Source organism: Flavobacterium panici (assembly GCF_024499525.1).
GTDB classification, from domain to species: Bacteria; Bacteroidota; Bacteroidia; order Flavobacteriales; family Flavobacteriaceae; genus Flavobacterium; species Flavobacterium panici.
Window position 1 is genome coordinate 5,484,660 of sequence record NZ_CP100437.1, and the last position, 12,800, is coordinate 5,497,459.

A 12,800-nucleotide genomic window follows, 5' to 3' on the forward strand; every position below is an offset into this window, starting at 1 on the left:
CGTCTTAAATTCTACAGTCAAAACTACTCAGGAAGTTAATTTTTAAATTACATAATTTTCGTCTGTTGTTATATAATTTATACCTCATAAAAAAGCTGCATCATAAATGCAGCTTTCATTAATAACAAATTGTAACCTTTTATAATTTAAATTCATTTAAAGATTTCTCAATAATTTCAAGACATTCTTTAATTTGATCTTCTGTCATAACTAATGGCGGAGCAAATCTAATTTTATTTCCGTGAGTTGGTTTTGCCAATAATCCGTTGTCTCTAAATTTTAAGCAGATTTCCCAGGCTAAATCAGAATCTTCACCGCTGTTAATCACAATTGCATTCAAAAGACCTTTACCACGAACAAGCGTAATTAAGTTATTTCTCTCAGCAATTTCGTTTAAGCCTTTTCTTAAAATAACACCTAAACGTTCTGCGTTTTCAGCCAGCTTTTCATCTTTAACCACTTCAAGAGCAGCAATCGCAACCGCTGCTGCAACAGGATTTCCACCAAAAGTAGATCCGTGCTGACCCGGTTTAATAACATTCATGATTTCGTTATTACACAAAACTGCCGAAACCGGATAAACACCGCCAGAAATTGCTTTACCTAAAATCAAAATATCCGGCTGTACATTTTCGTGATGAACCGCTAATAATTTTCCTGTACGCGCAATTCCGGTTTGAACTTCATCGGCAATAAATAAAACATTATGTTTTTCGCACAATGCTTTTGCTTTCGCCAAATATCCTTCTGACGGAACATAAACTCCAGCTTCACCCTGAATTGGTTCCACTAAAAATCCCGCTATATTTTTTGATGATTCTAAAGCTTTTTCAAGAGCTTCAAGATTATCATATTCAATTTTTATGAATCCATCAGTAAATGGCCCAAAGTTTTTACGAGCCGTTTCGTCATTTGAAAATGAAATGATTGTAGTGGTTCTTCCGTGAAAATTGTTCTCGCAAACAATTACCTGCGCTTGGTTTTCTGGAATTCCTTTTACTTCATACGCCCATTTTCTGCATACTTTCAAAGCTGTTTCAACAGCTTCGGCACCCGTATTCATTGGCAAGACTTTATCAAAACCAAAATACTTTGTTATGTATTCTTCGTAATTTCCTAATTTATCATTGTAAAAAGCACGAGAAGTAAGCGTTAAGGTCTGCGCCTGATCAACCATTGCTTTTACAATTTTAGGATGGCAGTGTCCTTGGTTTACTGCAGAATAAGCTGATAAAAAATCATAATATTTTTTTCCGTCAACATCCCATACATAAACTCCTTCTCCCCTTTCTAAAACCACAGGAAGCGGATGATAATTATGAGCTCCGTATTTATTCTCTTTTTCAATCAAAATTTCTGATTTTGACGAAAGGGTGTTTTCTGTATGTGTCATGATATTTAACTTTAAAAAAGCAAAAGTAATAAATTTTTCAAATCTACAAGCTTAAAAAGTATATTTTGACTTCACAACAGCAATTAAAAAGTCAAAACAGCAGTTTTTAAAACAATACAGAATCAAATTTAATTTTTAGAAATTTTGACTTTATAATCTTTTATTAAAAAAAATGGCTACTTTTATGGTTATATAGTGTTGTCCCTACGGGACAATTTGTTGGGGGCGCTATATTTAATGCTACCGATATTTTATCTCTACGAGATATTTTTGAAATAATGGATAAATATCATGAAACGGTAATATCATCAATAATCCATGATATGATTATTAGAAATTAAATCAATAGCAACGTAACTCCGTTAGGAGTTAAATATCGGTAGAAAAAAGAATAAGATAACGGTAAAATGTCCCGTAGGGACTATACAGTAAAACACGAATTTATTTCAAACAAAATATTTAAAAAATAAAACGTTTAGCAACTTAACTCCGTTAGGAGTTACAGATCGGTAGAAAAAAATGATTTAATTACCGTAAAATGTCCCATCGGGACTATATAATAAAACACGAATTCATAATATTCTAAAAACAAAACGTATAGGGGTTTAACTCCGTTAGGAGTTGCGGATCGGTAGAAAAAAATGATTTAATTACCGTAAAATGTCCCATCGGGACATCTGAAAAAAACGTATTTATTTTTAAACAATATTTGAAAAAATAAAATTAACATCACAAAATGGATAGTTTAGACGAATTTGATATCAACATAATTAAGGAATTAGAAAAAGACGGAAGAATGGCTTTTTCTGCCATTGCGGCCAATTTAAAAATATCAAATACAATGGTGCATCAGCGCATTAACCGATTAATGGAACAAGGAATAATTGGCGGTATAAAACCTATTATTCAGGAGAAAAAAATAGGATTTGACTGGGCATCATTTACCGGAATTACTTTAAACAAAGATTCTGATTCGGATAGAATTATCGAAGAACTAAAAAATATTCCCGAAATTACAGAATGTTATTATGTAACAGGTTCGTTTACGCTTTACATCAAAATTGTGGCAAAAAACCACGAACACATGCGAAGAATACTTTACGAGAAAATCGACAATATTCCGGGAATTGCAAAAACGGATTCTATTATTGAATTAGGCTGCGCTTTTAAAAGAAATATCATTTTATAATTAATTTATCTGGTGAAATATGTATCTACGTATATTGCTTTTATTTACCTTTTTTTGCTGTAAATCTTTGCTGTTTTCGCAGACTGCAGTTTCAAATCCATCTAAAAGTGATTTTACAAGAACACTTTCTATTTTAGCTTCTGACTGGCTGAAAGGACGTGGTGCAACTCAAAAAGGCGGTTATATGGCCTCAGAATATATTGCGTCGATGATGGGTTTATATCAGCTGAAACCTTATAGTCCTGACAGGTATTTTCAAAATTTTAAAGTTTTAGAACATACCGTAAAAAAAGCGTCTTTTGAAATCAAAAAAGGAAACAAAACTATTGCACTTTCAGAGAATGATTTTGAATTAACACCAATCTCACAATCTTTACAAAAAAATACTCAAGTCGTTTTTGCTGGTTACGGATTGAGCGTTCCTGAGGAAAATTACGACGACTATAAAAATCAAAATGTAAAAGGCAAAATAGTTGTTGTTTTGAGAGGTTTTCCAAATCATAAAGACACAACTTCGGCCGTATATCAGAAATTCAAAAAACTGTTTCCGGAAGAAAATAATTTAGAAGAAATGAAACTGAAAAATGCAATAAATAAAGGCGCTGCTGCTTTACTTATTATCGATTCTAATCAAAACTTTAGACTAAAAAATTCAAATCAAAATGATGTTTTTCATTCTTTAAAAATTGAATCCAGTGTTTCGATACCGGTTTTCAGATTGAGCAAATCAACAGCTGAAAAACTTTTATCAGGCAATAAAATTTCATTAGAAATATTCGAAAAAAAAGCACAAAACCTTCAAACGGCTTCTGCTCTATTAAAAAACACAATTATTAATTTCTCTATTGATTTGCAGACTAGAACTTTTTCTGTTCGAAATGTTTTAGGAATGCTTCCCGGAAAAGACACCACAAAAACTATTATTGTTGGTGCACATTACGATCATTTAGGAATTAAAAATGACTCTATTTATTATGGCGCAGACGATAATGCATCGGGAACATCAGGAATGCTGGCTTTGGCAAAAAACTGGTCAGAATCTAAAATACAGCCAAAATATAACATCCTTTTTGCAGCGTGGACTGCCGAAGAAATGGGACTTTTGGGAAGTGAATATTTTGCTCAGAATTTAAAAAATCAAAAAATCCTGCTCTGCATCAATATGGATATGATTTCGAGAAGTGCTCCCGAAGATAAAGCGCGTAGAATTTTAAGCATCGGAACTCAAAAAGAAACCGAATACTTAAAGAAAATCGCCAGAGAAAGCAACGCTAAACTTCAAAATCCGTTTAATTTAGATTTATGGGAAACTAACGGACATTCCGGAAGTGATTATGCGTCGTTTACCGCAAAAGGAATCCCGATAATGACTTTTTTCAGCGGTTTTCACGAAGATTATCATACACCGCGCGATATTGATTCAAAAGTAGATTTAGATAAAATACAGGATGTATTATTTATTGTCAACAATTCTCTTTTAAAATTTATAGAAAATCAGCCAAACTAAACCAAGATAGACCATGAAAAATAAGCTACTTCTCAAATCGTTTACAATTATTTCTTTGCTATTAACGAGCTGTTTTGTTCAGGCGCAGAACCCGAAGGGAAAATTATTTATTATTGGCGGCGGCGATCGTTCTGATGATTTAATGAAACAGGTTTTAGATGTAGCAGAATTAGGCAAAAAAGATTATATCGTGGTTTTACCGATGTCAAGCGAAGAACCGGACAGTTCGTTTATCTTTTTTAAAACACAAATGGTAAAACTAACTTCAAATCCAATTGTGATGCTGAATTTCAATAAAGAAACAGCTCAAAATAAAGCCCTTACAGATTCTGTTCAAAATGCTAAATTGATTTTTATAAGCGGCGGCGATCAAACCCGTTTTATGAAAGTCGTTCATAATACTCCCATAAAAACCGCAATTTTAAAAGCCTACGAAAACGGAAGTACAATTTCCGGAACAAGCGCCGGAGCAGCCGTAATGTCTGAAAAAATGATTACCGGAAACCAGAAATTACAAAAAGAATATACAGGAACTTTTTCTGTTATTAAATACGATAATCTCGAAACTGATAAAGGTTTGGGTTTATTAAAAACGGTCGTTATCGATCAGCATTTTTTAAAAAGAAACCGTTACAACCGTTTACTTTCTGCTTTAATTGAATTTCCTGATTTAACGGGAATTGGTATTGACGAAGCAACTGCCATTATTGTTAGAAATAATAAAGTGGAAGTTGCCGGAGAAAGTGAAGTAATTGTTTTCAAGAACCCAAAAGGTATTGTAAAAGCTAAAAAAGACAATCTTATTTCAATTGAAAAATTAGAAATGAGCATTTATACTGCCGGACAAAAATTTAATATCAAATAAACATGTTTCAGTATTCTAAAATCTTAAAAATAACCTTTGTAATCTTTTGTTGTTTTCAACTTTCGGCACAAAAAATCAGTACGAAAGAAAGTAGCCGATTAGAAAAACTGGCAGAAAAAGTTACTATTATTCGCGATAATTGGGGAATTCCGCACGTTTATGGAAAAACCGATGCCGATGCTGTTTTTGGTTTATTGTATGCACAATGTGAAGATGATTTTAAAAGAATCGAAATGAATTATATAGAAAAACTTGGTCGTCTTTCTGAAATTAAAGGCGAATCGGTTTTATATAATGATTTAGAAATTAAACTTTTAATTGATGTTGATGAAGCCAAAGCTGATTATAAAAAAGCATCAGACTGGCTTAAAAAACTTCTAAACAGTTATGCCGATGCCATCAACTTTTATCTCTATAAACATCCCGAAGTAAAACCTGCACTTTTAACGCATTTTGAACCGTGGTTTCCGCTGCTTTGGACAGACGGAAGTATTGGCGCTATTAGCACCGCAGATCTTTCTACCGGAGAATTAAAAGCTTTTTATTCTGGAAATACTGATAAAGTGGCGTATGTAGAAAGAGAAAAATATATTCAAACAGGATCAAATGGTTTTGCTTTTGCACCATCAAAAACCGAAAGCGGGAATTCGATTTTATATATTAATCCGCATACAACATTTTATTTCAGGCCAGAAGTTCAAATTTCGAGTGAAGAAGGTTTAAATGTTTATGGCGCCGTAACCTGGGGTCAGTTTTTTATTTATCAGGGTTTTAATGAAAATTGCGGCTGGATGCATACTTCTTCAAACGTTGATGTTGCTGATATGTATGCCGAAAAAATTACCAATAAAAACGGAAAACTTTTCTACGAATTCGATTCTAAACTTTTACCTGTTATCGAAAAAGAAATCACGATAAAATATCTGGAAAAAGGAAAACTAATTCCGAAGAAATTTAAAAGTTACGCTACGAATAACGGTCCAATTATGGCCAAACGTGATGGGAAATGGATTAGTTTAAAATCAAATAACCGCTCGATGACAAGTTTGATTCAGAGCTGGATTCGAACAAAATCGACCAATTTTGATGATTACAAAAAAGCAATGGATTTAAAAGCCAATACTTCTAACAATACGGTTTATGCCGACAGTAAAGGAAATATCGCGTATTGGCATGGCAATTTTATTCCAATTCGTGATAAATCTTTAAATTGGGCAAAAGTCGTTGATGGCTCAATTTCTTCAACACAATGGAAAGGATTGCATGATGTTAATGAAACCGTTCATTTGTACAATCCAACAAATGGCTGGCTTCAAAATTGTAACTCTACTCCATTTTCTGTCGCAGGAAATAATAGTCCGAAAAAAGAAAATTATATTCCTTATATGGCTCCGGATGGAGAAAATTTTAGAGGTGTAAATGCCGTTAGAATTTTCAATAACAACGAAAAATATACTTTAGACAAAGTTATTTCCAATGGTTATGACACAAAATTGTCCATTTTTGAAATATTGATTCCGAGTTTGGTTGAAGTTTTCGAAAAAAATATAAAACCGGAATCTGTTGAATATTCAGAATTAGCTGAACCTATTTCAATTCTAAAAAACTGGGATTATTATGCCAAAGAAAATTCTGTTGCCACAACTTTAGCTGTTGAATGGGCATATAAATTAGACCCAATTATTCAGAAAGCTTATATAGATGAAGGAGAATTAGATCAGGTTGAAAACACTAAAAACTTTGCGAAAAATGCGACTGCAGCACAAATGATTCCGCAGCTGCAAACGGTTATAAAAGAATTGAGCTCAAAATGGGGAACCTGGAAAACCGCTTGGGGTGAAGTCAATCGTTTTCAGCGTTCAAGTGGCGACATTGATTTAAAATATGATGATAACCAACCGAGTTTACCAATTGGTTTTGGTCCCGGTTCGTGGGGAAGTTTGCCTTCTTTTAAAGCGAATTATCAAAATAATTCTAAAAAACGATACGGTTATAACGGAAACAGTTTTGTTTGTGCGGTTGAATTTGGTTCAAAAATAAAAGCAAAATCATTATTGGCAGGCGGAAACAGCGGCGATATCAATTCAAAGCATTTTACAGATCAGGCAGAAATGTATCGAAACGGACAATTTAAAGATGTTTTGTTTTATAAAGAGGACGTTATTAAAAATGCCGAACGAACTTATCATCCCGGAAAATAATTTTGTTTGATAAAATGTGTTAAATAAACCTCGCGAAATAGCTTCCGAGGTTTTTTTGTAACATAATATTTCTGATATTTGTTAAAAATTGTAAAAAAATGAAAAATTTAGCCACCCTTATTTTTGCTGCAATATTGTTTTCAACTACTATGAATGCACAATTAAAACCCGTAAAATACTCTGAAGGAAGCCAGGCATTGAATGGCTTATTTATAAAATCTGCTAAAAAAAGCACTAATAATCCTGGAATCTTGCTTTTATCAGCTTGGTTAGGAATCGATAATGCTTCAAAAGGAATTGCTGGAGAGTTATCAAAATTAGGTTACCATGTTTTCATCGCTGATATCTATGGTGAAGGAAATTATCCAACAAATACTTCTGAAGCGGGAAAACAAGCCGGATTTTACAAAAGTAATCCCGAAGCTTATCAAAAACGAATTAATGCAGCTTTGCAGGAATTAGTAAAATCCGGAGCAAATGCAGATAATATTGTTGCTATTGGTTATTGTTTTGGAGGAACCGGAGTTCTTGAAGCGGTTCGCGGACATCTTAATGTAAAAGGAATTGCTTCATTTCACGGCGGTTTAGGTAAAGATGCTGCAAGAAAAACAGAACCAACTTCAGTTAAAGTTTTAATTTGTCACGGAGCTGATGATCCGTTTGTTCCAAAAGAGGAAATTGCATCATTTCAACAAGAAATGCGTGATGCAAAAGCTGATTGGCAAATGATTTATTATGCAAATTCTGTACACTCGTTTACAAATCCTGAAGCCGGAAATGACAATTCAAAAGGTGCCGCTTACAATCCCGTTGCTGCAAAAAGATCATTTGAACATTTACAGCTTTTTTTAAACGAAGTTCTTAAAAAATAACACTTTTTATGGCGCACGGATGACACTGATTAAACAGATTTACGCTGATTATAATAAAATTAATTCGTGCAAATTCGTGTAATTTGTGGCAAAAAACCAGTGCAAACCCGTTCAATCAGTATAATCCGTGGGCCAAACCAATAACCAAAATCAAACCAACCAAAAATAACCAATGTCACATAACAAAATTAGAGAAGACAAAACCTGTTTAAACTGCAGGCATGTTGTTGAGCAAAAATTTTGTCCAAACTGCGGACAGGAAAATTCAGATTCCAGAAAAACTTTTCATCATTTGTTTATTCACTTCTTTGAAGATTTAACGCATTATGAAAATGCTTTTTGGAAAACAATACGAAACCTTCTTTTTAAACCGGCAACGCTGACAAAAGAATACCTTTCAGGAAAAAGATTATCTTATCTGGCACCGGTTCGTCTTTATATTTTTATCAGTTTTATTACTTTTCTTTTAATTGCCATATTTCCGAGTAAAGTAGGCGATCAAATTAGTAAGGGTGAAAAAGAAATTTCTACAAAACTCATTAATCAGGATAAAAAAGGAACTAAAGGTGCCTACAAAACACATTTTGAATTAAAAACGATGAAAGAAATCGATTCAATTCAAAAGTATGGTAAGGAAGATGAAAAACTCTCCGAGCTTGAATACTGGCTTTATGAAAAATCAGTTCATGTTACAGAGAATAATTCTAAAAGAGAAATTGTAGAAAAATTCATTGAATCGTTTTTCCATAATATTCCTAAAATCCTGTTCATAATCATGCCATTTTTTGCTTTCTTTCTATGGATTTTCCATAACAAAAAGAAATGGTATTATTTTGATCACGGAATTTTTACGCTGCATTATTTCTCGTTTTTACTGCTCATTTTCCTCATTATGTTTATTGTAGAAAGAGTGGTTGGATTATTTGGAGAAGACAACCCCATTAGCTTTATTGCGAGTATCGTTAATGTTGTAGGCACAATTTGGATGTGTTACTATTTTTATCCCGCACACCATCGTTTTTACGGAGAAAGCCGAATAGTATCGTTTGTTAAAAGCGTAATATTATTCTTTATTAATTTCTTTTTTATTCTATTTTTACTAACATTTTATGTTTTATACACATTTATCAATTTACACTAATATACTATAATGAAAAAAATTGTAATTCTATTATTAATTGCTTCGGCTTTTTCATGTAAAAATGCGCAGTCTGTTGCTTCGAAGGATAATTCAGATCCAACGAAATACGTGAAACTTATCTCTGAAAAAGACCTTAAAAAAATGCTTTATACGGTTGCTTCTGATGAAATGCAAGGTCGTGAAACGGGTTCTGCAGGGCAGAAAAAAGCAGGTCTTTATATGATTGAGCAATACAAAAAAAGCGGCGTATCATTTCCTAAAGGCGCATCTGATTATTACCAGCATATTCCTGCATCGTATTTAAATGCAAGACGTAATCAAAATTTACCTGATTCTGAGAATATCTGGGCTTATATCGAAGGTTCTGAAAAACCGGATGAAGTTTTGGTAATTTCAGCTCACTACGATCACGTTGGTATTAAAGATGGTGAAGTGTATAACGGAGCCGATGATGATGGTTCTGGAACTGTAGCGGTTATCGAAATGGCAAAGGCATTCGCGAAAGCTAAAAAACAAGGCCACGGACCAAAACGTTCTATTTTGTTTTTACACGTAACTGGTGAAGAGCATGGTTTACACGGATCTCGTTTTTATTCTGAAAATCCTTTGTTTCCTATTGCCAATACGATTTCAGACATCAACATTGATATGATCGGACGTCGTGATGTTGAGCACGCTAACACAAACAATTATGTGTATGTAATTGGTGCAGACAGATTATCATCTGACTTACACAATGCGGTTGTGGCTCAAAATGAAAAATACATCAAAATGGACTTAGATTTTAAATTTAATGACCCAGCAGATCCAAATCACTTTTACGAGCGTTCTGATCACTATAACTTCGCAAAACACGGTATTCCAGCAATTTTCTTCTTCAACGGAGTTCACGAAGATTACCACGGCAAAGGCGACGAACCTCAAAAAATCGAATACGACGCTTTAACAAAAAGAACAAAACTGGCTTTCGTACTAGCTTGGGAATTAGCGAATAGAGAGAATAGACCGGTGGTTGATAAACCGATTAAGTAAGTTTTCTTTTAGGTTCAAAGGCTCAAAGTGGCAAAGGTTCAAAGGTTTTTGAAACTTTAAATTATAAAAAAAGGATAAGCTTAGCTTATCCTTTTTTTATTAAGTATATATTTTAATTTAGAGTCCAAAAATAAAACCTTTGCTACTTTGAATCTCTGAACCTTTGCACCTCTTTTTAGTCATTCATAGAAATCAAAAACTCTTCATTATTCTTCGTTTTCTTGAAACGATCGTTTACAAAATCCATAGATTCTACCGGGTTCATATCAGATAGATATTTACGCATGATCCACATTCTTTGTAAAGTTTTCTCGTCAAGTAATAAGTCGTCACGACGTGTACTTGATGAAGTAAGGTCGATTGCAGGGAAAATACGTTTGTTCGCAATTTTACGATCCAACTGAAGTTCCATATTACCTGTTCCTTTAAACTCTTCAAAGATAACCTCATCCATTTTAGAACCTGTTTCTGTCAATGCAGTTGCGATGATACTTAACGAACCTCCGTTTTCTACATTTCTGGCTGCTCCAAAGAAACGTTTTGGTTTTTGCAATGCATTTGCATCAACACCACCACTTAACACTTTTCCAGATGCTGGCTGTACTGTATTGTAAGCTCTTGCTAAACGTGTAATTGAATCTAAAAGAATAACAACATCGTGTCCGCATTCAACTAAACGTTTTGCTTTTTCAAGAACGATATTGGCAATTTTCACGTGTTCTTGCGGTTCTCTGTCAAAAGTTGACGCGATAACTTCACCACGAACACTTCTCTGCATATCTGTAACCTCCTCTGGACGCTCATCGATCAAAAGAACGATCAAATAAACTTCCGGGTGATTAGCAGCAATTGCGTTGGCAATGTCTTTTAAAAGCATTGTTTTACCCGTTTTTGGCTGTGCAACGATCATTCCACGCTGCCCTTTTCCAATAGGAGAAAACAAATCAATAATACGGGTTGATATAGAACTGCCTTTTTCGGCTAATTTGAATTTTTCAGAAGGAAAAACTGGCGTCAGGTGTTCAAAAGAAACTCTGTCACGAACCACCTGCGGATCATGTCCGTTGATTTTTAATACACGAACAAGAGGGAAAAATTTCTCGCCTTCTTTTGGAGGACGAACCACACCTTTTACAGTATCTCCGGTTTTTAAACCAAATAATCTGATTTGTGAAGTTGATAAATAAATATCATCCGGTGAAGCTAAATAATTATAATCAGAAGAACGTAAAAATCCGTAACCATCAGGCATCATTTCAAGAACACCTTCACTTTCGATAATTCCGTCGAATTCAAAATCTGAATCCCTGAAATTATTGTTCTTTTTATTTTTATTGTTTTGGTTTTGATGATTCCCATTATTTCCGTTTCCGTTCCCATTTTGGTTTGGGTTTTGGTTTTGATTCGGATTTTGGTTTTTATTCTGATTAGGATTAATCTTTTTAACCGGGGCAGTATTTTCAGTTTTTTCAGCAACTGGTGCTGTTGTATCATTTTCTGTAACTTCTTCAGCAGCAACTACTTCTTTTACAGTTTCTTTTTCCTTTTGCAGAGCGACCTTTTTTTCATAAGCTGACTTATTGAATTTTACAATTTTAGGCCCTTTTTTCTCCGGAGTTTTAGTTTCGACAGCTTCTTCAGCTTGTGCTGTCTGCTTTTCTTCTACAGCCGCCGGAATTTCAATTTCCTTTGGAGCTTCCTCTACACTATCAAATTCAAGAACAGGGGCATTTTTACTGACTGTTTTTTTAACCGGAGCAATTCGGGCTCTTTTTGGCTTGTCATTATTTGCTTCCTTTTCTGCAATAGTTTCTGCAGGCGGTGCTGATGCCGCCTCCTGGTGCGCTAATATCTGAGTAATCAGAGTATCTTTTTTAACGCCATTAATCTTTATTGTTTTAGCTAATTTAGCTATTTCTTGAAGCTCAGAAAGCTTCATTTCTTTTAATGCAGAAATATCAAACATGAATTGTTCTATGAGTTTAATTATTTTAAAGGAAATACTGTAAAAAGAATAGGTAGATATTTTTTTTCAATTGCCCGCAGTATGAAGTGCTTACGGTATTATGATGCAATAATACGAATAAAATTTAATCATACAATAGTATTTTAAAAAAAGAAAATATATTTTTGTAAAACAATTTTAGATCATGATACAAAGAATTCAAACCGTATATCTAATTCTTACCTTTGTTGTTACAGGGGTTTTAATGTTTTTTATGCCGCTTTGGACATTAAATACTGGGAAAGCTTTCTATTTTATGCAAGACCAGTTTTACACAATTTTACTAGGCTTAAGCACAATGCTTACGATTGTTAGTATTATTTCATACAAAAAGAGACAAAATCAGTTTGTGATGAACCGACTGAACATAATATTAAATTTAATTTTATTAGGATTATTTGTTTACCGCTCTCTAAATTTATCTGGAGACACAACAACAATTGTGTCAGAGAAAGGTATTGGGATGTTTCTTCCTATTGTTGCTATCGTGTTATTAGTTCTTGCTAATAAGGCCATCAAGAAGGACGAAGATCTTGTAAAATCTGTAGATCGTTTGAGATAAACCTATAAACTTAATTTTTTTGTGCGAAGAGAA

The 12,800-nt window shown here is 33.7% G+C and carries 10 protein-coding genes; 8 read left to right on the forward strand and 2 right to left on the reverse strand.

The window, feature by feature from the left end:
* Nucleotides 1-139: 139 nt before the first annotated feature.
* Complete coding sequence (gene rocD / locus NLJ00_RS22820; protein ID WP_256635532.1) at nucleotides 140-1,393, reverse strand: ornithine--oxo-acid transaminase; 1,254 nt, start codon at nucleotides 1,391-1,393, stop codon at nucleotides 140-142.
* Between the two features lie 736 nt (nucleotides 1,394-2,129).
* On the opposite strand from rocD, the gene NLJ00_RS22825 reads away from it, so the two are divergent.
* The 7 genes from NLJ00_RS22825 to NLJ00_RS22855 all read left to right on the forward strand — a co-directional run bounded on the left by NLJ00_RS22825 (nucleotide 2,130) and on the right by NLJ00_RS22855 (nucleotide 10,200).
* Complete coding sequence (locus tag NLJ00_RS22825; RefSeq protein ID WP_053471690.1) at nucleotides 2,130-2,582, forward strand: Lrp/AsnC family transcriptional regulator; 453 nt, start codon at nucleotides 2,130-2,132, stop codon at nucleotides 2,580-2,582.
* Nucleotides 2,583-2,601: 19 nt separating this feature from the next.
* Nucleotides 2,602-4,089, forward strand: a complete 1,488-nt coding sequence (locus tag NLJ00_RS22830) for a M20/M25/M40 family metallo-hydrolase (RefSeq protein WP_256635533.1) — start codon at nucleotides 2,602-2,604, stop codon at nucleotides 4,087-4,089.
* 13 nt (nucleotides 4,090-4,102) lie between these two features.
* Nucleotides 4,103-4,954: a cyanophycinase gene (locus tag NLJ00_RS22835; protein WP_180858412.1), complete on the forward strand. Its 852-nt coding sequence runs from the start codon at nucleotides 4,103-4,105 to the stop codon at nucleotides 4,952-4,954.
* A gap of 2 nt (nucleotides 4,955-4,956) precedes the next feature.
* Nucleotides 4,957-7,155, forward strand: coding sequence for a penicillin acylase family protein (locus tag NLJ00_RS22840; protein ID WP_256635534.1), 2,199 nt, complete (start codon nucleotides 4,957-4,959; stop codon nucleotides 7,153-7,155).
* Nucleotides 7,156-7,253: 98 nt separating this feature from the next.
* The gene (locus NLJ00_RS22845) at nucleotides 7,254-8,027 is read left to right on the forward strand and encodes a dienelactone hydrolase family protein (RefSeq protein ID WP_256635535.1); all 774 of its coding nucleotides are present in this window, start codon (nucleotides 7,254-7,256) and stop codon (nucleotides 8,025-8,027) included.
* Nucleotides 8,028-8,199: 172 nt separating this feature from the next.
* A complete protein-coding gene (locus tag NLJ00_RS22850) occupies nucleotides 8,200-9,168 on the forward strand; it encodes a DUF3667 domain-containing protein (protein WP_256635536.1) in 969 nt (322 codons plus the stop codon).
* Nucleotides 9,169-9,177: 9 nt separating this feature from the next.
* Entirely contained in the window at nucleotides 9,178-10,200 is a 1,023-nt protein-coding gene (locus NLJ00_RS22855; protein WP_256635537.1) for a M28 family peptidase, read from the forward strand.
* A 175-nt stretch (nucleotides 10,201-10,375) separates the two neighbouring features.
* Here the strand turns inward: NLJ00_RS22855 and rho are convergent, their stop codons facing one another.
* The gene (gene rho / locus NLJ00_RS22860; RefSeq protein WP_256635538.1) at nucleotides 10,376-12,166 is read right to left on the reverse strand and encodes a transcription termination factor Rho; all 1,791 of its coding nucleotides are present in this window, start codon (nucleotides 12,164-12,166) and stop codon (nucleotides 10,376-10,378) included.
* A gap of 184 nt (nucleotides 12,167-12,350) precedes the next feature.
* On the opposite strand from rho, the gene NLJ00_RS22865 reads away from it, so the two are divergent.
* The gene (locus NLJ00_RS22865; RefSeq protein ID WP_053471698.1) at nucleotides 12,351-12,767 is read left to right on the forward strand and encodes a DUF4293 domain-containing protein; all 417 of its coding nucleotides are present in this window, start codon (nucleotides 12,351-12,353) and stop codon (nucleotides 12,765-12,767) included.
* Nucleotides 12,768-12,800 lie beyond the last annotated feature (33 nt).

Bases quoted from the DNA above. Each gene is read 5' to 3' on its own strand.
- rocD (WP_256635532.1), bottom strand. From the start codon at position 1,393: ATGACACATACAGAAAACACCCTTTCGTCAAAATCAGAAATTTTGATT.
- NLJ00_RS22825 (WP_053471690.1), top strand. From the start codon at position 2,130: ATGGATAGTTTAGACGAATTTGATATCAACATAATTAAGGAATTAGAA.
- NLJ00_RS22830 (WP_256635533.1), top strand. From the start codon at position 2,602: ATGTATCTACGTATATTGCTTTTATTTACCTTTTTTTGCTGTAAATCT.
- NLJ00_RS22835 (WP_180858412.1), top strand. From the start codon at position 4,103: ATGAAAAATAAGCTACTTCTCAAATCGTTTACAATTATTTCTTTGCTA.
- NLJ00_RS22840 (WP_256635534.1), top strand. From the start codon at position 4,957: ATGTTTCAGTATTCTAAAATCTTAAAAATAACCTTTGTAATCTTTTGT.
- NLJ00_RS22845 (WP_256635535.1), top strand. From the start codon at position 7,254: ATGAAAAATTTAGCCACCCTTATTTTTGCTGCAATATTGTTTTCAACT.
- NLJ00_RS22850 (WP_256635536.1), top strand. From the start codon at position 8,200: ATGTCACATAACAAAATTAGAGAAGACAAAACCTGTTTAAACTGCAGG.
- NLJ00_RS22855 (WP_256635537.1), top strand. From the start codon at position 9,178: ATGAAAAAAATTGTAATTCTATTATTAATTGCTTCGGCTTTTTCATGT.
- rho (WP_256635538.1), bottom strand. From the start codon at position 12,166: ATGTTTGATATTTCTGCATTAAAAGAAATGAAGCTTTCTGAGCTTCAA.
- NLJ00_RS22865 (WP_053471698.1), top strand. From the start codon at position 12,351: ATGATACAAAGAATTCAAACCGTATATCTAATTCTTACCTTTGTTGTT.